A 25,540-nucleotide genomic window follows, 5' to 3' on the forward strand; every position below is an offset into this window, starting at 1 on the left:
CTTTCTTTCCACAAGAGAAAGTAGTTATTCGTATTGGTCACTCAGTTCATTGAAACCAAAGTTGATTCCGAGGAATCTGTTTTACTTCTCTTAATAAAAAGGGAAGATAAAACGTTTTGATATTCATCAACGAGTGCCCACACAGATTGATAGGTTTAAATTTTTAAAGAGCTTTGCTTATCGAAACTTTCTTTTTACAAAGAAACCCTTGAAAGCGGACGTGAATTCTAGCGATTTAATCTTAAGTGTCAAACACTTTTTAAAATTAATTTCTTTCGAACTTTCCGTCTTACTGATTACTGCTGAAGCCTTGTGGCGTCTACCGTGTCAGTGAGGCGGCATTATAGAGATCATCGAAAACATGGCAACCCCTTTTTTGATAAAAATTCAAAAAACTTGCTTAAGTGGCTACTTTTACGTCAAAAGGCTCTTTCGTAGCTCAAAGCTCATACAATAGTGGGCATATCACTTAAAATTTTGCGATTAAATCTTTCGAAAAAGCCTCTATATCTAGCTCAATGCTCCATTTCTCACTCAGTTCTTGGATGTTATCTAGCGATTGCTGAACTGTTTTTATCGTCAATGTGTTGTTGTCTAGGTCGTATACCTGTTTTTGCGTAGTGTAATAGAAGTAAAGGATAGTTAATGCTTCTCGATCACCTTGCTCAGCTTTCGGTTGAATACGCTTGAGCTTACGATAGATTTGATTGTGAGTTTGTTTAAGGTTCCACACATAAAGCGCCTCTTTAAAGTAATCATGCCCTTTCACACGACTCGCGATAAAGGCATTCAGTACGACTGATAAAATCACCCCGAGTACATTCAAATGGAAATTGCCTGTCGCTTCCCCACTAATAGATCCAGCTGAACCAAAAAGTTCAATCAGAATGCTACCGAATACGATAGCAAACAAGGCGAGTGACCCAACTAACGAAACCAACAGCAGGTTCATCTTCTTTCTATATTCTTCTTTATTGATTTTCTGTAACTTCATCGACTACTTCCTTAAGTAAGTCACCTAATAATTTGCGCATACTATCTACATAAACATTGGGTCGCTTCAACCCTTACCATCTTGTAATGTGGTCATTCTCTATTTAATACGCAGAGTTCTTCTGGTTGGCGCTATAAGCAACTCTATTTGACTTCATTAATAGAAAAGAGTTACATACCGCCACAATTTTGGTTATTCATAAATTCATGTTGATAAAGTCCGTTTAGCTTTATCACATACTGACAAGGTACATTCCATGCGTTCATTTGTATTACGCGCTCGCGCAGCCCCTACAGAGAGCAAACTTATCTTAGAAGGTGTTGGGCAAGATGCTCATACTGAGATTCTGGCTCATACCCTGATGAACACGATCTTCGTTGCTCAATCTCACCGTGAGAATGTCACCGTGCACCTTGTATTAGAAAGTACTAAAGACTTTTCACGTACGATTACATTTGATTCAAACGAGATCACCAACATTGGCGGCTTCCATGAGTCTGCATTGTTATCAGCGGTAGTAAGAGCGGTTGACGCTTCTCAAGGTATGACAAAAGAACAGGCGCGTCAGGTTGAGCCGGGCATCACTGTTCGTACTATGAGTTTTGAAAAGCTGGTTAAAGAGCTAGCTGAAGACCACCAACTGTACATGATGGATAAGAAAGGCGACTTTATCCGTGATGCAGAGATTGCTGAAAACCCATGTTTCCTTCTAACTGACCACATCCCTATGCCAAAGAAAAGCTACAACAGCTTAAAGCGTTTAGGAACAGAGAAAATCAGTTTAGGTCCGAACATGCTGTTCGCTTCTCAGTGTGTGGTGTTGATCAACAATGAGCTTGATATTCGCGGTTTCTAATCTCCGAACTAATAGTCTCAACGCAAAAAGAGCTCAACTAAGTGAGCTCTTTTTTATTATCTATCTCTTGATGTCAACGGTGTTATCTCGAAATCAGACCTGATCAACCAAAGATGAAGCTGTATAGGAAGCCTGCACCCATCGCCATGCTTAGAATAACGAATAGGAATGCTGCAATCATTTGATTCTTAAAGATTGATTTAAGCAGGATAACTTCCGTTAAACTTGCGCCTGCACTACCAATGATCAATGCCATTACTGAACCCAACGCCATACCTTTTTGTACTAAAGCTGCACTTAGTGGGATTACCGCTTCAGCACGAATGTACAGTGGAATACCAATCACGGCTGCTACTGGAATCGCATACCACATACCTTCACCAGCGTACTGTGCAATGAGGTCTGTAGGAATGAAGCCGTAGATGAATGAACCAATCGCGATACCCATCATTAGATAAGGGAATACTTGTTTGAAGTCTTTCCAAGTTGAGAACCAAATTCTCATCCAACGGCTAGGTTCTTTCTTCTCTACGATTTCAGCCGTCGCGCTTCCATCCGTTGAGCAGCCTGACACAGTCACTTGTGGTTCTTCTTTTTTCGAATCGCAGCAAGATGTCTCCTTTGCCATTACAGGCGCAGGCTCACCACATGCACTTGTACCACATGAAGATTCCGCTTTAACAGGTACTGCTTTCTTAGGGGCAGAGTCATCACAGCTAGTCCCACAGCTTGAAGCTGAACCTGACGATTCATACGCTTCAGGTTTTACGTAACGCTCAAAGCCAAGCTTCTCAAGTGCGTAACCTGCGACTACCGATACCGTCATTGCTACTAAGAAGTAGAACACAGCCACTTGCCAGCCGAACGTAATCACGAACAAGCCAATGATCACCGGGTTCAAGAGTGGGCTACCGAATAGGAACACCATCATTGGACCAAAACCTGCTCTTGCACGCAGCAATCCTTTTAGGAAAGGAATCGTCGAACAGGAACAGAAAGGCGTAATCGCACCCAATAGTGCAGCAACCACATAGCCCTTACCGTTACGTGAGCTCAAGATAGATTGAATCTTTTCTGGCGTAAGAAACTCTTGCAGAATCCCAACAATGTAGCTGATCGCCAAAAAAAGGATGATTAGCTCTACTGCTAAGAAAGCGAACATATCAAGTGCGTCTTTTAGCATTGTTAACATTTCATTGCTCATAATAACTCCAAACTGGATTTAAGGCGGGACTCTATGAGGAAAGTAACTAACCCTTAATTTCGAATATTCTCGAATTATAGAAATAAACAGCTACAGTTCAAGGTTTATTTCGATAAATATCGAAATAAATTTTGGAAAACACTATTTTCCAATGACTTACATAGCCACAGTTTTTAAATTTGAATTGTTCTTATATTTCGACTAACATCGAAATTAAAACTTGAGGGGTTAATATGAACTTAGAAGTCGTTGCGAAAGCACTTAAAGAGTTGGGCCACCCTGTTCGCCTAACCATTTATAAAAGTGTTGTTAAAGCTGGCTACCAAGGCATTGCAGTTGGCGGCCTACAAGAAGAACTAGGCATTCCCGGTTCTACCTTGTCTCATCACATATCAAGCTTGGCGTCTGCGGGTTTAATCAGCCAAAGACGAGAAGGAAGAACGTTATTCTGCGTGGCGGAGTATGAATGTCTAGAAGGCGTGATTGATTTCTTACAAGACGAGTGTTGCGTAAATGAACAGTGCAACTAAGGCACCTTTGAATAGGGCATCTTTGGACTTAGAACAGGTTTGGGCTGAATATCAGCAAGCGTTAAAGTCATTCCTGTATTCCAAGGTCAACAACTCTGCGGATGTAGACGACTTGCTTCAAGATATCTTGATTAAGACTTATCAGAACTTAGATAAGGTACAAGATGCGAGCAACGTAAAGTCGTGGCTATTCCAATTAGCCAATCACACGATTATCGACTTCTACCGTAAGCATGCACGCCAACAACGTGATAGCCAAATTGATGCTGAAGATCTGTGGTTTACCGATTTAGACCACGACTCTGAGTTCAAACAAAAGCTCTCATTGTGTATTGAACCTTTTATTCAGGTACTGCCAGAACAAAGCTCATCGTTACTGCTTGCTGTCGACATCAAAGGCCAAAGCCAGAAAGAGATCGCAGAGGCGCAAAACGTCAGCTACTCAACGGTTAAGTCTCGCGTTCAGAAAAGTCGTTGGGATCTTAAGAACCTGTTTGAAGAGTGCTGTAACCTGTCACTTGATCAACAAGGCAATGTGATTGATTGCGCACTCAAGCCAGACAACGATTGCAACAACTGTTAATCGTTGCATTGAAATAGAACAAAGCCAGCAATTGATGCTGGCTTTGTTGTTTTTATAATCTGCAAATCACTTTGCTTAAGCTAACCTAGTGCTTGAGCGAACCTAACTACTCTGCTTCCACTTACTACGCTGCTTCCGCTTTGACGACCGGTTGATAGCGCCCAGGCTTATGGTTCATCGCTAGAATCAAGTTGGTGACTATCGCACCAAGCACAGACAATAGAACCAGTGACACGTCAACAATAAACAGTGAAAGCACTACAATCGTACAGTCTAACGCCATCTGAACTTTGCCCGCTCGAATACCAAAACGTTCTTGTAAGAATAACGCCAAAATGTTGAAGCCACCTAAACTCATTTTATGACGGAAAATCACCAGCATACCGGTACCAATTAGGCCACCACCCAATAACGCAGCATACAATGCATGAATTTCGGCAATTTGAATCACGTGATACAAGTGATCCACAGCGAACGAAACAATCGAAACGGCAATAAAGGTATTGACGGTGAAACGCCAGCCCATACGAGCAACCGACAAAATATAGAAAGGTAAGTTGAGTGCAAAGAACACTTGGCCAAAGCTTAAGTCAGTTACTTTGGTAATGAAAATTGCTAAACCAGCCGTGCCTCCAGTGAGCAAACCGACCTGATTGAAAAAGATAACGCCGAGTGAAACCAGTGCGCTACCTAAGATCAGTGCCAGTAAGTTTTCGCGAAAGTTATGATCTTTATCCATGTGAATGACTCTCCCTGAATCTTTTAACATCGCGTTTCAGTAGTTTTGAAACGATTTACGCCCAAATTTACGATGTTTAACAAATAAGTCGAGTGAACGAACGATGTTGGTTAGTGATTAGTTTGTATATTAGTTTTTACAGCTTTGTGAAAACCAATATAAAGCAATAACTTAAACTCTCGATTTTGATCTTTTATTCTGAATCTCAGGATTTTATAGATTAACCAGCGAACATCCATTTTTTCTATTTACTGGTCATATTTCGCTCGAATACTCACGACGAATAAATCTATGCATAAAACGCATAAAATAAATCACAAATAGTCATTTGATACATTAACCACTCGTCATTATGATGCGCGGCCTCTTACAACAGTGAGCTAATGTAAACACCTTATGTTTTCACAATCTCTTTTTGCCCAATTGGCCAGGATGATGCTATTTCTCGTCATTAGTTTGGTTATTGTGCATCACAGTCAGCCATTGATTGATCTTTTGGCTCAGCATGCCGTGAGCAGTGGCTGCCACCAGCAATCAGCGCATGAGCACTCCGGGCACGAACATCACCATGATATGACTGAACAACCCATGTCAGAGCAAGACCACTCACACCACCATTAATTTAAGAGTATTAGAATGAGCATTTTCCGTTTTCCTTTACTGGTATGGCTTGGGATAGGCACACTTATTATCAGTCTAGGGATCAGACAATCATTCGGCATTTTCATGATGCCAATTTCAGAGCATTTCGGCACGGGTCGAGAGTTTTTCAGCTTCGCGGTTGCTCTACAAAACCTTTTGTTCGGCGTGTTCCAGCCTTTTGTTGGTATGGCCGCTGACAAATGGGGAGCAAGACGCATCATTATTGCAGGCGCATGTGCTTACGGTTTGGGTTTACTTCTTACCTCAATTTCTACCGAATCGAGCATGCTTTACGTTTCACTGGGTGCACTGGTTGGCCTTGGGTTAAGTGCGACAAGTTATGTAATCGTGTTAGGCGCGGTAGCCAAAGTAGTACCTGCAGAGCATTCGGCTAAAGCGTTTGGCTTAACCACTGCTGCTGGTTCATTTGGTATGTTCGCGGTGATTCCGGGCGCGCAATACATGCTGAACGAATTTGATTGGCAGAGTGCAATGCAAGTGTTTGGCGTGCTGTGTTGTTTCATGATCTCTTTTGCCCTGTTTATGCGAGCGCCTAAAGTAGCCTCAAACAAACAAGCGCAAGCAGAAGAGAACCAAACTCTGAAAGAAGCAATGTCTGAAGCATTTGCTCATAAAGGTTACTGGTTAATTCACGCAGGCTTCTTCGTGTGTGGTTTCCATGTAATGTTTATAGCAACGCACTTACCTAGCTACTTAGCAGACAAAGACCTACCGGCGAGCAGCGCAGCAATGGCACTGGCTTACGTTGGCATCTTCAACATCTTCGGGTCTTACTTCTGGGGTGTAATGGGCGATAAGTTCAGCAAGCGTCATGTAATGTCGGCACTGTACTTAGTGCGTACCGTGGTTATCGGAGCGTTTGTCACTTTGCCTGTTACTGAGTCAACCGCGGCTATCTTCGGTGCGGCGATTGGTTTTTGTTGGTTGGGTACGGTTCCGCTAACTTCTGGCTTAGTTCGTCAGATCTTCGGTGCTCGTTACCTGTCGACGTTGTACGGTTTGGTGTTCTTTACTCACCAAGTAGGTAGCTTCCTAGGCGCTTGGGTTGGCGGTCGTATTTACGATTACTACGGTTCTTACGAGCCAATCTGGTGGTCAACGGTAGTACTGGCGTTTGCAGCAGCACTTATTCATTTACCCATCAATGACAAACCCATTGAACGACTGAAATTGGCAATGGCTTAACGTTTTATGCTGACACCCCCATCAGCGAAAAACTAACAGTCATTCCAATAAAGAGAGTGATTATTGAAGGATAACATCTTGAGGTATCCACTCTCTTTTTCGTTGCACGTTATATCAACGATGAAAACGGTCGATATTTACATAAACATCACTGAATAATAAGACTATTATTTTCGTTTTAATTTATAGTACCCACCAGATCCTTTAAAACTAATCCGCAGGCTTATGGAATACATCGATCAGACTGTCCTTATAGCAATGGCACTCATTTTTGTCGGCTCGTTTGTGCAAACCGCAATCGGCTTTGGTTTGGCTATAGTGGCAGCCCCACTGCTGTTTTTGGTCTCTCCAGACTATGTACCTGCGCCTATCTGTCTCGTTGGCCTATTCATTTCTATATTTAACGCTTTTAAACATCGAGCGAATATTTCTATTGGCGGATTAAAAATCGCATTGCTGGGCCGCATTCCGGGTTCACTGGCAGGCGGAGCTTTGTTGGTGATGGTTTCAACGAGCGTGTTGTCATTATGGTTGGGCTTATTGGTCGTATTTGCCGTGATTGTTAGCCTACTGCCCTTTAGACTCGAACCAACCCCAACTAAGATGGGTATTGCGGGGTTCTTTTCTGGGTTCTTTGGCACCAGTTCGGGTATTGGTGGTCCACCGATGGCACTGCTGCTACAACACCAAGATGCCAATCAGCTTCGTGGTAACCTTTCTGCGTTTTTCGTGTTCAGTTCGATCATCTCGTTACTGGTACAGATCCCGATTGGCTTCTTCACCATGCACCATTTGATCATAACCATCCCTTTACTGCCAGCAGCTTGGTTGGGTTACAAGGTGGCATTGATGACGACACAAAGCATCCCTAAAGAGAAGATACGCATTGGTTCATTGCTGCTATGTTCTATCAGTGGCTTTACGGCAATCTGGCAGGGGCTAGTGAGCTAGTGAGTGGCGATAAAGACGGGAAGAAGAAAATTCTTAGAGAATCAACACAGATCAAGCCCCTTAGCGATAAAAAGGACATTCTATGACTTACGATGAATTCAACGCATTCTGCGAGTCACTACCTGCAACCAGTTATGTGATGCAGTGGAATAACTCGCACGTTTGGAAAGTGGGTGGCAAGGTGTTTTCGATTGGTGGTTGGGGACCGAAAGATGAGCCTGCGTTTATCTTCAAGACATCCGATCAGAATTTCGATTTTCTCAAAGAAGAGCAGGGATATAAACCCGCGCCCTACTTTGCTTCGCGCGGAATGAAGTGGATTCAGCTTTTTGAAAGCACATCAGAAAGGGATGAGGAACTGAGATATTACCTCACTGAATCACACCGAGTTGTCTCATTAGGGCTAACCAAAAAGAAACAAGCAGAGCTAGGGCTCAATCAATAACGTTTATTTCGTATTGCTAATCTGAGCCCTTCTTTTACAGTGAGGCAGAATCCCTAAGAAGTCTATTTCAAAAATACAGGTAAATAGCGTTCTATTTTTTGCTCTGAGATAAGCGGCACCAATAAATAGATCAAACCTGCAAAGGCAATAGATCCGGCTAAGTCTTCTGGGCGATGCATGCCAAGCCAAACTCGGCTGTAAGCGACACCACCAGCCCAAACCAGTAAACCACCTACCAAATAAAAACGCTTCGCTTCTAAAAACAATCCACCGAAGAACGCCAAACACACACCGACGAAAATCATGTGTCCAGATGGGAAAGAGTAGTCCGTTTCACCCAGCCAGTGACGCGTTCGCCACTCACTCACCTCATCTTGCACAGATGCAATTGCTGCGTTCTTTCCCATTAGTGGCAGTTCATAAAACACTTCGGGCATTTCAACGACTTCTTGCGTCACCAAATACTCAGAATAAGGACGAGGGCTTTCTGTTGAATGCTTTAAGAAGGTTTTCGCTGCAAAGCTAAGAACCAACAACAGGCCAAGCTGCAGACAAAGGCTGGCTATCTTAGCTTTGGAAAATTTCATCGCGAGCAATACCAGAGACAAAACAGCTAGCGTTACCAAGAATCCTTGGTTACCTGCTGAGTACGTCACGAACGTCATGAAGGCGCCATAGAAAGGCAAAACCGCACTTCCAAGGTCAAAGTCCGATCCAAAGATCAAAAAAGGTATGAGAGAATACAAACTTAGAACGAGCAGCAATAAGCCTTTGGATTTGTTAGAGAACAGAGAAGTCATGGCTAAGATCTTTTAGATGAAGTGGTCGGATGCTATCGCAGCTTAGCATCACCAATATCAATTTTATGTCAAAACGGTCAGTCAGCCGTCATGGTGTAACGATATTCGATTAATAGACCTATCGAGTATTGATTCGGTGAACAGCCACGCCAACACCAATAACATTCAACATCCACTTATGTTCATAGAGACAGCAAAGACCACTAAAGACGGCCTGACGCGTTCTGCTGATAAAGTGAACACTTACCGGGTTATACGACCAGAATCTTAAAAACTTTGCTGTCAGTCCTTTAAATCCAGTATTGAAAGGATTACCATCTGGTCTGCTTTCAAAAGCAAAACAGATTATTAATTTTTATTCTCAGGGCGGGGCGAAATTCCCCACCGGCGGTATGTCCTTAGCAAAATCTAAAGATAAGCCCGCGAGCGCTCGATTCGTCGAGGTCAGCAGATCTGGTGAGATGCCAGAGCCGACGGTCATAGTCCGGATGAGAGAGAATGAAAACACACTCGTTTAAGTTGGAAAGGCACACCCGCGTGAATTGGGTTCGTACCTCCAACTTAGGCGGGTGCATTTCGTTTTGGATAAAACCATAATGAGCTAAAGCCAATCATAGTACGATTGGTACAAGCCTACTTGTAATGAGTTGGCTTTGTTGTGCTCGGTTGAGATCCCTCATACAGCCCTGATTCTGGTGATATTTTAGGAGTTTAACCATGAATCAGTCTTCACTACTTGCCGAATTTGGCGAACCAATCACTCGCGTTGAAAACGCACTGCAAGCTCTACGCGAAGGTCGTGGCGTACTTTTACTCGATGATGAAGATCGCGAGAACGAAGGCGACATCATCTACTCAGTAGAACACCTAACCAATGCTCAAATGGCGCTTATGATCCGCGAATGCAGCGGCATTGTGTGCCTGTGTCTAACCGACGAGCAAGCAAATCAACTTGAACTTCCACCTATGGTTGTTGATAACAACAGCGCAAACCAAACTGCGTTTACCGTAACTATCGAAGCAAAAGTGGGTGTAACAACAGGTGTTTCTGCCGCTGACCGTGTAACAACGATCAAAACAGCTGCAAACCCAACAGCTAAGCCTACTGATCTTGCTCGCCCAGGCCACGTATTTCCGTTACGTGCGCGTAAAGGTGGCGTACTTGCACGCCGCGGTCACACAGAGGGCACTGTGGATCTTATGCAAATGGCAGGTCTTCAATCAGCAGGCGTACTGTGTGAAGTAACCAATCCAGACGGCACGATGGCAAAAGCGCCAGAGATCGTTGCTTTCGGTAAAATGCACAACATGCCAGTACTGACCATTGAAGATATGGTGATGTACCGCACCGAGTTCGACCTTAAGCTTGCATAACGTTTAATCGTTAACTCTCAATACTGACGGTCAGCAATCATCAAAATAGATACAAACGTCAGAATGAATATTGAAAGGCCTCACTACTTATTGCTATTTCTAGTTAAAAGCATATAAAGAGTAAGGCCTTTTCGTTTCTGTATCTTGTCCTAAAACATGCTGCGCATTGAGTGTGATTAATGACAAAGCCTTGTATTAAAACACACCAAATCAATAAGTTTAACCTCTCAAAAATTACCGCAATAACTGAAACGTTTTCACTCAATTGGTGACCTTATGCACCAATATTGATCACCCATAATTACCGATAAAACATAAGCAATTGAAATATAAGATTTATTTATTTTGGCACGGTGTCTGCACTACCACTAAGTAGGTATGCAAATATTAGGAGTTGAATATGTTTGTAGTTATTTCAGTGGGTTTATCGATTGCAGTGCTTGCTGCACTGTTTCACTTTTCAAAAAAGAGACAGACAGCGCTATCACATAGGTTTGAAACTTTAGTTCTACTCAGAGAGCTACTGTTGTTATCACGTAAACATCGCGCCGCAACACACTACGCTCTTGCTTATAAGTTGTCTAGCGACTCGATTCGTAAAGTGAATGAGATTTACGACAACATACTTGAAGTATCTGAACTGCTTCAATCTCATGTGTCGTTCGATAGCCGTCCTATGTATCGCATCTATCACCTCAAGCTCATCGCCATGCACAGTGACTGGCAAAACCGAACTTTGGTACGTAACCAATCAATTCACGGCAAGACGATTCGTCACAGCATGTTCTTGATGGATGAAGTCATGATCATATGGCTGATTCAATCTGAACGAGAAGACATGAGTAGTGAATACCATATGAATTGGCAACAAATCTTGGATTGCATGGAAATTCTGACCAAACTACGAATGTGCATACCTGATATGGAAAAACCTGAAGAGTATGCGAGATTCAAGTTCTATGCATCTCAGACACACCGTAAGCTCAATCAATTATCAATGATCTGCCCTATCAGTAGCGGCTCACCGATTTGTACACGTGCGATGCATGCACTCACTGAGATCGCATCAAGCACCGAAGCAACTCAACCGGCAGATACCATGTACGAATTGACAAGCGATATATCAACCGTCGTTTCAAAAGTATACGACCAAGTATTGACGGACATAACCAGAAGCTTGTATCGACCTTTACCTGACATCAACGAAAAGGCGATAGACACCCGATTATCCGTACATCATTACATGTAAAGACTTCGTGAGAGGAGAGCGTGCTGGAACTCTGAATTATTGAGTTCAAATCCGATATCACCTTTGATATCGGATTTTTGTATTTATATGTTTATGCCTTGTGTACTTGTGTACTTGTGTACTTAGGATATATAACCTCAAACATCCTCAGATTTAATATCGCTAGACCAAGCTTCTGCAGCAAAATCAATAAACTGACGAACAACAGGGAGTTGATAGCTGCGTGATAGATACACCGCCCAAAGTATACTACTCGGTGAAACAAAACCCCCTAACACCTTTTGTAATTTACCATCAGCAATCAATGGATTCGCTAGATCGCATGGGAGGCGTACGATCCCTTTTCCATGCTGTGCGGCTCGGGTTAACACCTCAACATCGTTGGCTTTAATGGTCCCAGACACCTCAACTGAATAATGTTGGTTATCTTTCACGAAATCCCATTTAGTCACACTAAGGTGGCGAAAGCAATTATGTTGTCGAAGTTCTTCAATCGTTTTAGGTTCTCCATGCTTGTCTATATAAGCAGCAGATGCACACACAACCGAGTCGATTTCCATCAGCTTTCTGGCAATTAAGTTTTCATCAGGTTGATCGGTATATCGAAGGGCAATATCAATTCGCTCATCTACCAACTGAGTAAAACGATCCGAAGCAAAAAGTTCGACCATAATATTAGGGTGGCGTTCAGTGAACTGCTCGACCACATCTAATAACATGTTTTGAGTCAGCCCAATAGGCGCTGCGATTCGAATTGTCCCGGAAAGATCATCGGTTTGATTAAGCGCAGTAACCTCTAGCTCTGCGGTCTCATGGAGTATTTTTTCACAGCGTTGTAATGCGATTTCCCCTGCAGCCGTCAAACTCACCTTTCGAGTTGTTCTATGCAAAAGTCTTTGTTTTAGCCACGCTTCGATCTCTTGAACGTGGCGCGACACTTGTAATCGACTCATGTCCAAATGCTCTGCCGCTTGCGTAAAACTGGCACAATTTGCCACTTCGACAAAGCTGCGCATCGCCGTCAACCTATCCATCGCACTCTCCTTGAGCTGTTTAGCAGCTAACCGAATCTTATTAGATCACTATATAGATACAATCTACATCATTTTACGATATTTATCGCCACCCAGTAAGCTATTAGACTGCAATGGCTGTCGAGAAAACGACTCAATAAATTCGATAATTGGAGAGACATTATGAAAATTGCAGTATTAGGCGCATCAGGTTGGATTGGTAGTCACATCGCTCAAGAAGCTCAATCTCGTGGTCACGACGTAGTTGCTGTAGTAAGAGATGCAAGCAAAGTAGAAACCAAAGGTGTTGAAGTTCGTTCATTTGATTTACAAGATGAAGCCGCAAATCTAGCAAGCGCACTATCCGGCGTTGATGCAGTAATCACTTCGATTGGCGGACGTGCTTTGGGCAATCACGACATCGTAAAAAACACTGCGACTAAATTGCTGGAAACATTACCGAGCATTGGTATCGAGCGCCTACTTTGGGTTGGCGGTGCAGGCTCATTAGAAGTGGCGCCAAACATTCCGTTAGTTACTGTTCCTGACTTCCCTGCGGATTACAAAAACGAAGCGCTAGCACAGGGCGAAGCGCTTGAAGTGTTCAGACAATCTGATAACGAAGTTAACTGGACGTTCATTAGCCCTGCAGCAGAAATCTTCCCGGGCGATAAGCTATCAACCTACCGCACTGGTGGTGATCAACTGCTCACCGACGAAGATGGCAACAGCAAAATATCCGTCAGCGATTACGCTATTGCGATGATTGATGAACTAGAAGCTGGCAAGTTCCCGCGTCAACGTATTGGTGTCGCTTACTAGTCTGCCCATATGTGAAAATTGAAAAAGCCGATTGCTCAAAGCAATGCGGCTTTTTCATCTTTATATGGAGCATTCCTCTAATCCAATGGCAAGTGCCCCGTTTTCACGAGGATAACGGTCTCTTCTTCCACATATGGAAAATGCTCGCTCATATGAGGGCTGCGCATCCATGTGTGTTTTGGATACTCGCCATGTTCATCTTTAAAGGTGCCAGACAACACAAAGATCTCTTCACCGCCAAAGTGACGATGCGGCTGAAAACGTTCACCAACAGGCCACTTAACTAAAGCGACATGCTCGTGTTCGAATTCATGCAGTGGCATCACTTGTAAACCGCCGATACCTGCAAGCCATTCCGTTTCTAGCGTATTGATACGAACTTGAGTTAAGTCTCTCGCATCAAACTGATTAAGCTTAACCAAGATCGTACAGCCATTTTTGCTTGATGGGGAGTGCGCGCTGCCCGGCGGATTACGGATATAAGTGCCTGCAGGGAAGTCTCCTGTTTCATCAGAGAATACACCGTCTAACACGAAGATCTCTTCGCCTTGCGGATGCGGATGCTCAGAAAACGAAGATTCAGGATCGTACTTCACCACACTGGTCGTGTGGCCCGATTCTTTCTCTTCTCTTTCTAGCGGCTTACGCCATACCCCTTTGGCAGGGCTTGCAATCCAATCTAATGATTCGGTTTCAATAACCAGTTTCTTTGAAAAGTCCATGTTGAACATAATGGCGACCTTACTCTTGTTATCGTTTTAATTATTATTGTTGTCTTTCTAGTTTCTATTCTACGCGAATACTCATCAAGGAGGCCATCTCGCTGCTATTTTGCCTACGCGACAGCCACCTAAAAAGAATCCTAATTAATTGCGACCAGCAATCACACCGCCATCAACATCCCAGACTGCACCCGTTACCCAATCAGCACTGTCTGACAGTAAGAAAGAGATACTATTAGCGATGTCCTTCGGCAAACCTACTCGACCAATTGGGTGGAACGCATTAAAACCTTCTAGTGCTTGGTCCACTTCTTCTGGTTTAATGAATGATTCGTAAATTGGCGTTTTAACCACAGCCGGAGACACGGCATTCACGCGAATGTTATGCTCAGCCAGTTCCATTGCCATGTGTTGTGTTAATGCGTGCAGGCCAGCTTTAGCCATTGAATAGGCAGAAGATGGCGTCGCTTTGATTGCTTGCTTACCCCACATAGAACCAACGTTAACCACATTGCCACCGCCGTTCTTGATCATCAATTTGCTTATCGCTTGAGTGATGAAGAAGGTTGCTTTATTCAGCTTCATATATTGCTCGTAATCAGATTCTTGGTGCTCAATAAACGCTTTAGGGTTGAAATAACCTGCAGCATTAACAAGGTAACCAATACCTTCATCTAACGACTCAAGGTGTTCAATAAGGCGAGACACACTCGCATCATCATAAAGGTTAGCTTGCCAACCTGAAGCGTGACCTAACGATTGCAATTCTGACACTGCTTTATCTAACTTAGTTGGGTTATTGCCGACAACCAACACATGAATGTTTTGAGCGACTAATTGCTTCGCTGTTTCAAAGCCCATGCCACTCGTGCCGCCGATTACTACTGCAATACCATTTTTAGTGAAGTTCATTTTGTTATCTCCTAAGTCATGTGAACGTGGTAATCTTAGGCCTTGAACTAACACTATGAATAGTAAGTACAAATCGGTTAGGTAGGTACTTATTGGTACATCTTTATGAAAAATCAGGAAAACTTTTTTTCAAGAAAATCAGCACCAGAGCGTTCAGCTCGCATGGTGGAAACCATCTATGGCTGTAAATGGTCGCTAACGGTTTACCAATTACTGGCAAATGGCATTAATCGCCCCGGTGAAATGGTGCGCTCAGTAGAAGGGCTATCGACCAAGGTATTGAATGAATGTTTGAAGCGAAATGTAGAGTTTGGGGTTTTAGATAAGCAAATGTTCAACGAACTGCCACCAAGAGTTGAATACCAAGTGACGCCGTTCGGCGAGAAGTTCTTGTTGATTCTAGACCAGCTGGAAAACCTACAAAACGAAATCGACGAGATGTAAGCCCAAGCCTGTCCAACTATTGCTAAAAGAAAGAGGAAGGTAGGCCGCGCCATTTAGCTGACTGGCATTTGCTCAAAACGGCCTTTCACAAAATCAATAAAGGTTCTAATTCGACTTGGTTGATAGCGGTCTCGATGGTAGATCGCTGAAAAGTCGACCTTAGGCACTACCCATTCTTCAAACACTTGCAGCAATTGCCCGTCGTTCAGTTCTTGTAAGCAATAGATGGTTGGCACACGAATAATTCCGTTGCCCGACTTCGCGCCCTGCACCAACACTCGCCCATTTTTACATTGCAGTCTGCCCGTCACATGCACATCGACCGTTTTCTTGGTGTCATCTAGCGCTTGAAAGCTCCACTTACGCACCGAGCCCGTTAAGCAATCATGATGGATCAGATCTTTAGGGTGACTAGGCTTTCCTTTTCGAGCAAAGTACTCTGGGCTAGCGAGTGTTCCCATCTCAATGTCCAAAAGCTTTCTTGCGATAAAGCCCGCGTCTTCTAAGCTCCCCATGCGAAAAGCGATATCGAAAGCGTCTTCAATCAGGTCGACTCGGTTACTGCTGAAATCAAGGCTAATACTGATGTCTGGGTAAAGCTGCATAAACTCATTCACTAGATCCGCGATGATCACCTCACCAAGATAACCGCCGACACAGTTTACTTTTATGTCGCCACGCACTTCTTCGACATCATCAACCGCAGCAATCAGAGCTTGGTCTATATTATCTAAGGCTTGTTCACATCTCGCGTACAGATCTTGCCCTGCGTGAGTCAGCCTTAAGGTTCGAGTGGTGCGGATAAACAGTGTCACACCCATCTGTTTTTCCAGGCTACTCACTTGGCGTGATACATGGGAGCGTGACACATCAAGCTCCTCCGCTGCTTTAGTGAAGTTACCTAAACGAGCGATAAGCACGAAAGAACGAATATCAGACAGGTTAATTTGATTGAGCATAGTCGCCAGCTTACATGTGAAATTTGAAGATGATGAAGTAATAAAGTGAACGCATTTATTGTTGCATCACAGCAACAGTGTTTCAAGTAAAGCGCTATATATCAACAATGCTATTTTCCTTAATATACCTCCATCGCAACGAAGCAAGGCAACAAGCACTTGATTCGAATGCACTTAAACAACACGTCGTAGCCAACCGACGCAATAAAAGTACAGAGGAAATAAAATGAAAAAACTAATCGTAATTACAGGTGCAAGCTCTGGTATTGGTGAAGCAATCGCTCGTCGTCTAAGCGATGAAGGTCACCCTCTGCTACTTTTAGCTCGTCGTGTTGACCGCCTTGAAGCGTTGAACCTACCAAACTCACTATCAGTGAAAGTAGACGTAACAGACAAAGCGTCTTTTGATGCAGCAATCGCACAAGGTGAAGCGAAGTTTGGTCCTGCAGATGCACTTATCAACAACGCTGGCGCAATGCTTCTTGGTCAAATCGATACTCAAGACGCACAAGAATGGAAGACAATGTTCGACGTGAACGTAATTGGTCTTCTAAACGGCATGCAGTCTGTACTTGCTCCGATGATGGAACGTAACACAGGTACTATCATCAACATCAGCTCTATCGCGGGTAAGAAAACATTCCCAAGCCACGCTGCTTACTGTGGTACTAAGTTCGCGGTTCACGCTATCTCTGAAAACGTACGTGAAGAAGTGGCGGCTTCAAACGTTCGTGTTACCACTATCGCACCGGGTGCTGTAGAAACTGAGCTTCTGTCTCACACAACATCTCAAGAGATCAAAGACGGTTACGATTCTTGGAAAGAAGACATGGGCGGCGTATTGGCAGCTGACGATATCGCTCGCGCTGTATCATTCGCTTACCAACAACCACAGAACGTATGTATCCGTGAGATTGCTCTAGCACCAACTAAGCAACAACCATAGAAGTTAATTATCACGCATATATTTGTGATGCATAAATAAAAAGCGCCACTACTGATTCAGTAGTGGCGCTTTTGTTTTTATTGAGTCTAGCTACAAGCAGTAACCGTGATTAAAACTCAACGCGATAAACTGACGTGCTACCACTCACTTCGTTGCCAACCGCAATAAAGTGGTTACCAGAGCGAGTGAAATACTTGATTGACTCTGGGCCTAGGTCACCCGCTTTCGAGTTGTAAGTCTCGTTGTCGCAATCACCGTCTTCATCAACCTTTGTGCATACAGGTTGAGTAAAATCGCGGTTGTTCAAGTAGCTGATGAAACTTGCGTTCTTAGGCTGCGTTACGTCGTAAACCATAATGCCACCTTGGCGCTCAAGTCCAATAAAGGCATACTGCTTGCCGTTAATCTCAGCCACTTCGATCGCTTCAGGCTCAACCCCTTTATCATCACTGCGATCGTCACCACTTTGGTTGTTATCGTTGGTGCTGTTGAAGTTTGCAGGATCTTGCTCAAGAACGATTCGAGCGAAATCATCACCGCTATCAAACACTAACTCGCCTGACTCATCCCAGATAGAGAAAGAACGGCTACCGAATGCTTGAACCTTTTGGTCAGCAGCAAGTGTCTCTTGTGGCTTAATCACTTTAAGACGAGCAAGTTGCTTATTGTCTTTGAGTGCCCCAGCCAATGGGTGGTTCGCGTCAACGTCTAGCTTCTTGCCACGCACTTCATCGACATAAGCAATACAAAAATCTTTTTCTGTGGTGTAGTTTTCGGTGCCTTGATAGTCATCACCATCCCACTCAAAGCCTTTGTCGTCACACAATTGTTGCGTCGTCTTGATGCCATATTCACGGCCGTCGCCTTCGTTTGCAGTCACAATGTAGGTGTTACCATCAACACTGTAGCTGGTGATGCTGTCTGGCATGTAAAGGCCTTCTAGCATTGCGTAGCTTTGTAGGTTACCTATGTTTTTGTCTTTATTTGACGCATCCAACTGAGCAGTATCCCAAGGCTTTCCACCTAATCCCAGAATCGCATCCACTTCTGCACTCGCCACGTCAATTGCTGCCAATGCATTGTTCTCTTGCAGGGCTACGTAAAGCTTTCCGTTATCAGCAAACGTTAGGTATTCCGGTTCAAGGTCTTGAGCAACGGTTGCATTAGGCGCCGAGATTCGAACCTTGTCGGTTAGTTCTGCATACCGTGGCTGACCTTGGTTAAATGCCTTAAAATCAATCTGCGTGACTTTCGCTTGCAAAGGGCCATTGGTTAAATCAACCAGTGTCACTGAGCCTTCAGGATCAATGCTGTAATCCGAATTCGGCTCTCCTTCATTTGCAGAGGCAATATAGTGACCATCTTTCGAGAAGCTCACCATGTCCGGTAATGCACCAGCCGTATAAGTAGTGATCAGCTCTAGCGTGTCTGAGCGATACAGAGCAATGATGCCATTTTGTTGCTTGTCGGCGTTTTCAATCGCGACAGCAACTAAACCCTGATGAGTAGATACACTGTTCGCAGCACCGATATTAATACCAGAAGCCGCAGCGGCTGATTGAAGGTCGATAGAGCCCTCAGAAGTTGGTGCGCTGTCAGCGTCCATCGATAGCACATCAACTTTTTGTGCTTGAGCGTTAACCACATAAAGCTTGTCGGTACATGAATCGTAGCTGACGATTTCGGCTGCAGAAGTATCAAACGGGGCGTCAGCAATAGCACGACCAACCAAACTAATTCCAGAAAGAGTGGCATCTGTCATGTTCGGTTGTTGAATGGATTGGCATTGGAGGCTAAAAGTATCAAGTGACGTTTGAGATGATGTTGCAGTCGTTGATGGTGTTACCAACGTTGAAGTTGACTGAGAACACCCAACCAGAGCAGAACTTACCGCGATAGGCAGTAATAGAGCCAGCTTATTAAATTTACGATTCATATATCCTCCATAATTAGAATCGAGATCATAGGAGCCGAATATGACAGTTGGCTTTCTGTTTTATTAACAATCTATTACGAATGAGGAATATTTTTCATTAATAAAGTTAGCTAGCGAATAAACAAAAAAAACGCCCAAACTGGCTGATGCTTGAGCGCCTTTAGTAAACTGAATAGGTGGGTTAGAAGTTGTAACCACCACCGATCATGAATACCCATGGGTCGATATCAACGTCAGTTTTGAATGTATCTGTCGCAGTCTTGTATGTTGCTGTTGTTCCTATATCTGCGTACCAAACTGAAGCATTCAGGAACCAGTCTTCATTGATCATGTAGTCAATACCAATGTTTGCCGCCAAGCCCCAAGAGTCATCTAAAGACACATCCGTTAGGCCTGCGTTTTTGCCGTTGGCATTCAAACTTTCATCAAAAAATACCGTGTAGTTGATACCCGCGCCTACATAAGGACGGAAGTCACTGTTCGCTTGACCGAAGTAGTACTGCACCATAAACGTTGGCGGCAGGTGTTTAGTGTCAGCAACTTTACCTAAGCCATTAACAGAAATGCTGTGAGAGAAAGGGCTCGCCGCTAGCACTTCAAAACTGATGTTGTCAGTGAACATGTAGCCGAAAGTAAGGCCTAGTTGAGTATCTGAATCTACTGAAAACTCTAGGTCTGGATTGTTAAGCACTGCGCCGCTGCTATCATTTGGAGATACTGTTGCAGCACCTGCACGGATGATGAAATCACCTTCTTTATGAGCTAGCACATTAGTTGACATAAGAGCCGCAATAACCGCAATACCACATACTGTTTTTTTCATTATTATTTCCTTTTGAGGGCTTATTCTAATTGTGAATGAGTAATCATTTCTTATTTTGCGTGCAAGGTAGCACAGAATAACCCTACTTTATTGATGGAAATCAATTTGTGAAAACTTGTGACTATTTATGTGAATTTATATCGACCTGATCACTTTATTTCCTCATTTTATTGACAATTTTGTAATGCAGATTTTCCGTGCGTCATGCCATTAAATTCAAGGTCTCAACCTTACTTAGATCTTTTGGATCAAAATAGAGCAAGCCAACATACGTGCGCCTCAATTTAGTGCAACCATATGTTATTTTCTCACACCGCACTTAATATTCAATGAGTTACATCTGGCTTGGTGCTTGCAAGTGTATGTACATAATCATAAATACATTAAGGTTCTGACCATGCAAGACACTCTAACTATCGTTCTGGCCGGCGGTGTTGGCTCTCGGCTTTCCCCCCTCACCGATAATCGCGCAAAACCTGCGGTACCATTTGGTGGCAAATATCGAATCATCGATTTCACTCTAGCGAACTGCCTGCACTCGGGGCTTCGTCAAATTTTAGTGCTGACTCAATACAAATCTCACTCTTTACAAAAACATTTACGAGATGGTTGGTCGGTGCTTAACCCCGAGCTTGGCGAATACATCACCAATGTCCCCCCACAAATGCGAACAGGTGATAGCTGGTACAGCGGTACGGCCGACGCCATTTATCAAAACTTGTATTTGCTCTCTCGCAGTGAAGCGAAGCATGTGGTGGTGTTGTCAGGCGACCATATATATCGTATGGACTACGCGCCAATGCTCAAACAACATAAACAGAATGAAGCCGACTTAACCGTGGCTTGTATGGAAGTGTCGATTGACGAAGCCAAAGAGTTTGGCGTTATGGAAATTAACGAAGCGCATCAAATAAGTAACTTCACAGAAAAACCACGCTACCCTGCATGCGTACCCGGAAGACCAACACGAAGCATGGCTTCAATGGGTATTTATATCTTCGATAAAGAAGTGTTAACACAAGCACTATTGGCGGACGCAGAAAATCCAGACTCCAGCCACGATTTTGGCAAAGACGTGATACCTAAATTAGTGGGTGAGAAAAGCGTTTATGCTTACAAGTTTGGAGATACCGAAGGCAGAGTCACACAAGATGCATACTGGAGAGATGTCGGTACACTCGACTCTTATTACCAAGCCAATATGGACTTACTAAAACCGGTTTCTCCTATCGATTTATATCAACCTGATTGGGCAATTCGAACTTACGAACCTCAATTGCCGCCCGCGCGAACCATAGCGTCAGTAGAAGGTAATCAAGGTATATTTATTAACTCAATGATCGCAAATGGTGTGGTGATAGAGGGTGGTTCAGCGCAGAATTCGATCTTCTTTCCTAAGGTAAAAGTCAACAACGCGGCCATTGTGATTGACAGTATTCTTTTTGAAGATGTTGAAATCGGGAAAAACTGTCACATACAAAACTGTATCATCGACAAGCATGTGAAAGTACCAGATGGTACTCAAATCGGTATTGACAGTAGAGCGGATGCTGCGCGCTTTCATATGTCAAAAAAAGGTGTGATCGTGGTTCCATCGTCTTACGAGTTTAATAAATCCTAACCTACAATAGAATTCAATCTATCCATAAAAAGGCAACTTCAGTTGCCTTTTTCAGTACTCGATTCAACCAAAGTACAATTATTTATTTCAGTGTGGGTAACGTCTAAATGCACGAGAACCTCTATGAAATATTCAGTAATTTATAGATACCCAGCTAGAATAAGTCTTTGAGTTGATAGATTGCTAAGGCGATAAAATTTAGTTTTCTAGAATGACGTAAAGCAATAATTCAAAGATGGAGTTTTTTTGAACATGTATTGAAAACACGAAACATAATATGCGATCAGTTAATCTGACTTTCAAGGGACGACCAAGAGATTATTTGATAACACTGAAGTGAATCACACATGTGTACTTTCTCAGTTGGTGAATCTGTCCGATGTTTGCTACGTTTAAATGACACAGTCATTGGAAAGGTATGATTTATGAAAGTAAATGTTCAAACACATCATGTATCAATTAACGACGAGTCACGTAAAGACATCGAGAGTAAATTCGAGAAGATATCTAGCCATTTCCCATCACTGATTAGCTGTGACATCATCATTACAAAAGAACACGGTCATCATCAGGTTGAAGTATTCACCAACTACGAAGGTGTACGTGTATCAGCTAAAGCAACAGATGACGTTATGTACCCAGCAATCGCTTCAGCACTCAAGAAACTGGAAGCAGGCCTAAGTAACCGTAAGGGACAATTAAAAGCAGATCTACACGAGAAACCAACGAGCACGAAGCCAGAAATTGCTTCAGACATCATCCAAGAGATGAAACTGGTATAATTACTCACGTGGTTGAAACGTACTAATTAATAGTAATAGACGCTCAGTAAGAATTTCAAAGCCAGCACCTTTTGCTGGCTTTTTCGATCTTTAGACCAAGACCTACTTTGTCGTTCTAACCTCAAACTTAACCCGATCTCATACAGTTTTCACTCGCTTAAGCCATTGGCTGCTATTTAAGTACAAGTAGTATTAAGAGAAATTATAGAATAGAACTTTAACCCTAATTTAGACAACAAAGGAATGTTAATTATGAAGAAAATCGCATTGATACTTTTTCTAGCAACACAACTAATGGCGTGTACAGAAGTCGGCAGTGAAGCTTGGTGTACTGATATGAAAGAGAAGCCTAAAGGTGACTGGACAGCCAATGAAGCCGGTGACTTTGCTAAGCATTGTGTTTTCTAAACACACTCATATCTCTAGCCTATTTATCTTTTGATGCAAAAAAACGACCGCTAGGTAGACCGAAGTACCTAGGGTCGCTTGAGCTTCAACATGCTAGATAAGCTCTTAACTTTGATGCAGTACACAGAGCGCACCGCATAAAACTATCGGGTTAAATGAGTTTGTTACGGATATGAATTACCACGGCTTCAGCGATGATAACCACCGCAAAGATACTCACTAATACCATCGACACTTTTTGCCATTCAAACAAGTTCTGAGCATCATTTAGCACCACACCTATACCACCAGCGCCCACCAAACCTAATACCGCAGATTCACGTACATTGATGTCCCAACGGAACAATACGATTGAGTAAAACGCTGGCATCACTTGTGGCCAATAACCTTTGAGCAAGATACTCATCCATGAAGCACCCGTTGCACGTAGAGCTTCAATCGGCCCCATGTTCACTTCAGCAATAGCTTCCGCCAACAGCTTCCCTACAAAGCCGATACTACGAATAGCAATTGCCATGATACCTGCGAGGACACCAGGCCCAAACAGTGCAATAAACAGCAATGCCCACACCAGTGAATTCACCGAACGTGAAGACACGAGAAAGAACTGAGCAATCCAGTTCAGCGTTTTATTTGGCGTAATGTTTGGTGCATTCAATAGCGCGAGTGGAATCGCAAACACTAGGGTAAACAAGGTACCTAACGTCGCGATGTGTAATGTTTCGATCATCGCCGCATGAATTGATTCAGGGTAAAACGCGTAATCCATTGGGACCATTCGTTCAAACATATCGGCAAACTGTGCAGGCGCGTCGTATAGAAACTCAGGTATCACTTCAACCGTCTGCCAAGACCAAACAATTGCGCACACAAGGCTAAGGTAAACGGCAAATCGAGCTACTCGTTCATTTGGTGTAAAGCGTTGCCACTCTTTATCGATAGATGCAGTTGTCATTAGAAGATTCTCCTAACAATATTGGAAAGAAATTCACCAACGAGAATCAGTGCGATAATGGTGATCAAAATAGCAGCGACGAAGTCGTAATCAAAGCGTTGGAATGCAGAGAAAAGCGTACCGCCTAGGCCTCCAGCCCCCACGATGCCAACCATGGTTGAATTACGTAAATTTGAGTCCAGTTGGTAACTCGCAAAGCCAATGAAACGAGTGAATACTTGAGGCATCACCGCGTACAAGATGACACTAATGAAACTCGCACCTGTTGCTTTAATTGCTTCAACCGGTTTGAACGAGATCTCTTCAATCGCTTCTGCAAAAAGCTTGGCGATAAAACCGATGGATGCGAATACTAATGTCAGAATCCCCGCGAGAGCGCCAAAACCAACCGCTTTTACAAACAAGATGGCAATAATCACTGGATGAAAAGAACGACACAGTGCGATGAAACAACGGATTGGCGTTGAGACAATTGAGGGCATCATATTTCTCGCCGCAAGTAAGCCAAGGAACAGTGAAATAACGATACCGAAAAAGCTAGAGATGATCGCAATCTGTAAGCTTTCTGCTAAGCCGCTCAATAAAAGGTTAGTACGCGAAAAATCAGGTGGAAACATTCTTGATAGTAACCGCTCACTTTCACCAAACCCAATGATCAAACGATCAAAGGTCAGTCCCAATGTCGAGAAACTATAAAAGAGATACCCAACAATTGCAGCGATGATTGCTCGGTTCGTCCACGAAGTTTTGAACGGATTTTCATGCTTCGAAAATGAACTCGTTGACGAAGATGCACTTGTTGATGAGCTTGGGTTTAATCCAGCCATGATTCACCCCCGTAGATAATTTTAAGATCGTCCTCTGAAATACCTTCAGGGCTACCATCGTAATGCACCTTACCATTACACATACCAATGATGCGCTTGGCATAACGCTTGGCTAAGTTCACATCATGAATATTCACCAACACAGGAATATTTTTCTGCTCGGCGAAGGTTTCCATTAGCTCCATAATCTCAACCGCGGTTTTCGGGTCGAGTGATGAAGTTGGTTCATCCGCCAATAAGATATATGGGTCTTGCATGACGGCGCGAGCAATACCAACACGCTGTCTTTGCCCGCCCGATAAGCTATCGGCACGTTGGTTTGCAAAGTCTTGTAAGCCAACAAACTCGAGTAGCTCGAAAGCTTTTGCTAAGTCTTGGGCAGAGTAATTACGACGCCATGCATTCCAAGCTGTCATGTAACCTAAACGACCACTCAGCACGTTCTCGATAACGGTTAAACGCTCAACTAAGTTATATTCTTGGAAAACCATTCCTATATGACGGCGCTGCCTACGTAACGCTTGTCCTTTTAATTGAGTCAAATCGGCGCCATCAAAAATAATCTCGCCTTGACTTGGATCGTTAAGACGGTTGATACAACGTAGAAGCGTACTTTTACCAGTACCCGACGGGCCAATGATGGCAATGATACCCGGCTCATCGATATCGATGTTAATGCCCTTAAGGATTGGCTTGCCTGCCACGTATTCATGAAAAAGGTTATTTATCTTTATTCCTTCATAGCTTGCTACGGCCATACTGCATTTCCTTGTGCGAATTTTAGAATGATCTATGCC

Annotated in this window: 27 protein-coding genes and 1 riboswitch; of the genes, 14 read left to right on the plus strand and 13 right to left on the minus strand. The window is 43.4% G+C overall.

Annotation, left to right across the window (positions count from 1 at the left end; genetic code table 11):
* Positions 1 to 469: 469 nt before the first annotated feature.
* The gene (locus ACFI6G_RS13500; protein ID WP_016790119.1) at positions 470 to 994 is read right to left on the minus strand and encodes a DUF3087 family protein; all 525 of its coding nucleotides are present in this window, start codon (positions 992 to 994) and stop codon (positions 470 to 472) included.
* 256 nt (positions 995 to 1,250) lie between these two features.
* Here ACFI6G_RS13500 and trmY point away from each other — a divergent pair, with 256 nt between their 5' ends.
* Complete coding sequence (gene trmY / locus ACFI6G_RS13505; protein ID WP_016790118.1) at positions 1,251 to 1,850, plus strand: tRNA (pseudouridine(54)-N(1))-methyltransferase TrmY; 600 nt, start codon at positions 1,251 to 1,253, stop codon at positions 1,848 to 1,850.
* A 103-nt stretch (positions 1,851 to 1,953) separates the two neighbouring features.
* Here trmY and ACFI6G_RS13510 read toward each other — a convergent pair whose 3' ends face one another.
* Positions 1,954 to 3,054: a permease gene (locus ACFI6G_RS13510; RefSeq protein WP_010433080.1), complete on the minus strand. Its 1,101-nt coding sequence runs from the start codon at positions 3,052 to 3,054 to the stop codon at positions 1,954 to 1,956.
* A 233-nt stretch (positions 3,055 to 3,287) separates the two neighbouring features.
* Here ACFI6G_RS13510 and ACFI6G_RS13515 point away from each other — a divergent pair, with 233 nt between their 5' ends.
* Entirely contained in the window at positions 3,288 to 3,584 is a 297-nt protein-coding gene (locus ACFI6G_RS13515) for an ArsR/SmtB family transcription factor (protein WP_010433077.1), read from the plus strand.
* Positions 3,568 to 4,167, plus strand: coding sequence for an RNA polymerase sigma factor SigZ (sigZ, locus tag ACFI6G_RS13520; RefSeq protein WP_050613248.1), 600 nt, complete (start codon positions 3,568 to 3,570; stop codon positions 4,165 to 4,167). Before ACFI6G_RS13515 ends, sigZ begins: the two co-directional genes overlap by 17 nt.
* 124 nt (positions 4,168 to 4,291) lie before the next feature.
* Here the strand turns inward: sigZ and ACFI6G_RS13525 are convergent, their stop codons facing one another.
* Positions 4,292 to 4,906: a YitT family protein gene (locus tag ACFI6G_RS13525; protein ID WP_010433071.1), complete on the minus strand. Its 615-nt coding sequence runs from the start codon at positions 4,904 to 4,906 to the stop codon at positions 4,292 to 4,294.
* A 636-nt stretch (positions 4,907 to 5,542) separates the two neighbouring features.
* On the opposite strand from ACFI6G_RS13525, the gene ACFI6G_RS13530 reads away from it, so the two are divergent.
* The 3 genes from ACFI6G_RS13530 (at position 5,543) to ACFI6G_RS13540 (ending at position 8,150) form a co-directional block, all read left to right on the plus strand.
* Positions 5,543 to 6,754: an MFS transporter gene (locus ACFI6G_RS13530; RefSeq protein ID WP_010433068.1), complete on the plus strand. Its 1,212-nt coding sequence runs from the start codon at positions 5,543 to 5,545 to the stop codon at positions 6,752 to 6,754.
* Between the two features lie 225 nt (positions 6,755 to 6,979).
* Positions 6,980 to 7,705: a sulfite exporter TauE/SafE family protein gene (locus ACFI6G_RS13535; RefSeq protein ID WP_010433065.1), complete on the plus strand. Its 726-nt coding sequence runs from the start codon at positions 6,980 to 6,982 to the stop codon at positions 7,703 to 7,705.
* Positions 7,706 to 7,787: 82 nt separating this feature from the next.
* Positions 7,788 to 8,150, plus strand: coding sequence for an MmcQ/YjbR family DNA-binding protein (locus ACFI6G_RS13540; protein ID WP_010433062.1), 363 nt, complete (start codon positions 7,788 to 7,790; stop codon positions 8,148 to 8,150).
* 62 nt (positions 8,151 to 8,212) lie between these two features.
* On the opposite strand, the gene ACFI6G_RS13545 is transcribed toward ACFI6G_RS13540, so the two are convergent.
* Positions 8,213 to 8,950, minus strand: a complete 738-nt coding sequence (locus tag ACFI6G_RS13545) for a phosphatase PAP2 family protein (protein WP_462710304.1) — start codon at positions 8,948 to 8,950, stop codon at positions 8,213 to 8,215.
* A 353-nt stretch (positions 8,951 to 9,303) separates the two neighbouring features.
* Positions 9,304 to 9,454: riboswitch (FMN riboswitch) on the plus strand.
* A 213-nt stretch (positions 9,455 to 9,667) separates the two neighbouring features.
* Here ACFI6G_RS13545 and ribB point away from each other — a divergent pair.
* Positions 9,668 to 10,324 (plus strand): 3,4-dihydroxy-2-butanone-4-phosphate synthase, encoded by a 657-nt coding sequence (gene ribB / locus ACFI6G_RS13550; protein ID WP_004733029.1) that lies wholly within the window; start codon positions 9,668 to 9,670, stop codon positions 10,322 to 10,324.
* 400 nt (positions 10,325 to 10,724) lie between these two features.
* Positions 10,725 to 11,573, plus strand: a complete 849-nt coding sequence (locus tag ACFI6G_RS13555; protein ID WP_010433054.1) for a hypothetical protein — start codon at positions 10,725 to 10,727, stop codon at positions 11,571 to 11,573.
* Positions 11,574 to 11,710: 137 nt separating this feature from the next.
* Here ACFI6G_RS13555 and ACFI6G_RS13560 read toward each other — a convergent pair whose 3' ends face one another.
* Positions 11,711 to 12,607 (minus strand): LysR family transcriptional regulator, encoded by an 897-nt coding sequence (locus ACFI6G_RS13560; RefSeq protein WP_016767020.1) that lies wholly within the window; start codon positions 12,605 to 12,607, stop codon positions 11,711 to 11,713.
* Positions 12,608 to 12,769: 162 nt separating this feature from the next.
* Here ACFI6G_RS13560 and ACFI6G_RS13565 point away from each other — a divergent pair, with 162 nt between their 5' ends.
* Positions 12,770 to 13,408, plus strand: coding sequence for an NAD(P)-dependent oxidoreductase (locus ACFI6G_RS13565; RefSeq protein WP_016790115.1), 639 nt, complete (start codon positions 12,770 to 12,772; stop codon positions 13,406 to 13,408).
* 77 nt (positions 13,409 to 13,485) lie between these two features.
* Here the strand turns inward: ACFI6G_RS13565 and ACFI6G_RS13570 are convergent, their stop codons facing one another.
* Positions 13,486 to 14,139, minus strand: a complete 654-nt coding sequence (locus ACFI6G_RS13570) for a cupin domain-containing protein (protein ID WP_016790114.1) — start codon at positions 14,137 to 14,139, stop codon at positions 13,486 to 13,488.
* 135 nt (positions 14,140 to 14,274) lie between these two features.
* Positions 14,275 to 15,042: an SDR family NAD(P)-dependent oxidoreductase gene (locus tag ACFI6G_RS13575; protein ID WP_016793360.1), complete on the minus strand. Its 768-nt coding sequence runs from the start codon at positions 15,040 to 15,042 to the stop codon at positions 14,275 to 14,277.
* A 105-nt stretch (positions 15,043 to 15,147) separates the two neighbouring features.
* On the opposite strand from ACFI6G_RS13575, the gene ACFI6G_RS13580 reads away from it, so the two are divergent.
* Positions 15,148 to 15,486, plus strand: a complete 339-nt coding sequence (locus ACFI6G_RS13580) for a winged helix-turn-helix transcriptional regulator (protein WP_462710305.1) — start codon at positions 15,148 to 15,150, stop codon at positions 15,484 to 15,486.
* 53 nt (positions 15,487 to 15,539) lie between these two features.
* Here the strand turns inward: ACFI6G_RS13580 and ACFI6G_RS13585 are convergent, their stop codons facing one another.
* Complete coding sequence (locus ACFI6G_RS13585; protein WP_004733015.1) at positions 15,540 to 16,445, minus strand: LysR family transcriptional regulator; 906 nt, start codon at positions 16,443 to 16,445, stop codon at positions 15,540 to 15,542.
* Positions 16,446 to 16,671: 226 nt separating this feature from the next.
* On the opposite strand from ACFI6G_RS13585, the gene ACFI6G_RS13590 reads away from it, so the two are divergent.
* Positions 16,672 to 17,391, plus strand: coding sequence for an SDR family oxidoreductase (locus ACFI6G_RS13590; protein ID WP_016784395.1), 720 nt, complete (start codon positions 16,672 to 16,674; stop codon positions 17,389 to 17,391).
* A gap of 109 nt (positions 17,392 to 17,500) precedes the next feature.
* Here the strand turns inward: ACFI6G_RS13590 and ACFI6G_RS13595 are convergent, their stop codons facing one another.
* Together ACFI6G_RS13595 and ompW are read right to left on the minus strand one after the other, a co-directional pair.
* A complete protein-coding gene (locus tag ACFI6G_RS13595) occupies positions 17,501 to 19,327 on the minus strand; it encodes a choice-of-anchor I family protein (RefSeq protein WP_016787852.1) in 1,827 nt (608 codons plus the stop codon).
* Between the two features lie 181 nt (positions 19,328 to 19,508).
* The gene (gene ompW / locus ACFI6G_RS13600; RefSeq protein WP_010433032.1) at positions 19,509 to 20,150 is read right to left on the minus strand and encodes an outer membrane protein OmpW; all 642 of its coding nucleotides are present in this window, start codon (positions 20,148 to 20,150) and stop codon (positions 19,509 to 19,511) included.
* A gap of 397 nt (positions 20,151 to 20,547) precedes the next feature.
* On the opposite strand from ompW, the gene glgC reads away from it, so the two are divergent.
* The 3 genes from glgC (at position 20,548) to ACFI6G_RS13615 (ending at position 22,961) form a co-directional block, all read left to right on the plus strand.
* Positions 20,548 to 21,771, plus strand: a complete 1,224-nt coding sequence (gene glgC / locus ACFI6G_RS13605) for a glucose-1-phosphate adenylyltransferase (protein WP_010433030.1) — start codon at positions 20,548 to 20,550, stop codon at positions 21,769 to 21,771.
* Between the two features lie 425 nt (positions 21,772 to 22,196).
* Positions 22,197 to 22,553, plus strand: coding sequence for a ribosome hibernation-promoting factor, HPF/YfiA family (gene hpf, locus ACFI6G_RS13610; RefSeq protein WP_010433026.1), 357 nt, complete (start codon positions 22,197 to 22,199; stop codon positions 22,551 to 22,553).
* Positions 22,554 to 22,805: 252 nt separating this feature from the next.
* Positions 22,806 to 22,961: a DUF3012 domain-containing protein gene (locus tag ACFI6G_RS13615; RefSeq protein ID WP_004732998.1), complete on the plus strand. Its 156-nt coding sequence runs from the start codon at positions 22,806 to 22,808 to the stop codon at positions 22,959 to 22,961.
* 151 nt (positions 22,962 to 23,112) lie between these two features.
* Here the strand turns inward: ACFI6G_RS13615 and phnE (ACFI6G_RS13620) are convergent, their stop codons facing one another.
* Genes phnE (ACFI6G_RS13620) through phnC form a run of 3 tightly spaced genes read right to left on the minus strand, consistent with a single transcriptional unit; the run spans position 23,113 to position 25,501 of the window.
* Positions 23,113 to 23,916 (minus strand): phosphonate ABC transporter, permease protein PhnE, encoded by an 804-nt coding sequence (gene phnE, locus ACFI6G_RS13620; protein ID WP_010433019.1) that lies wholly within the window; start codon positions 23,914 to 23,916, stop codon positions 23,113 to 23,115.
* Positions 23,916 to 24,743 carry a phosphonate ABC transporter, permease protein PhnE gene (gene phnE, locus ACFI6G_RS13625; protein ID WP_010433017.1) on the minus strand — a complete coding sequence of 276 codons (828 nt, stop codon included), beginning with the start codon at positions 24,741 to 24,743 and terminating at the stop codon, positions 23,916 to 23,918. The genes phnE (ACFI6G_RS13620) and phnE (ACFI6G_RS13625) overlap by 1 nt, the downstream gene beginning before the upstream one ends.
* Complete coding sequence (gene phnC, locus ACFI6G_RS13630) at positions 24,731 to 25,501, minus strand: phosphonate ABC transporter ATP-binding protein (RefSeq protein WP_010433014.1); 771 nt, start codon at positions 25,499 to 25,501, stop codon at positions 24,731 to 24,733. The genes phnE (ACFI6G_RS13625) and phnC overlap by 13 nt, the downstream gene beginning before the upstream one ends.
* Positions 25,502 to 25,540 lie beyond the last annotated feature (39 nt).

It is taken from the genome of Vibrio sp. PSi01 (assembly GCF_054960695.1).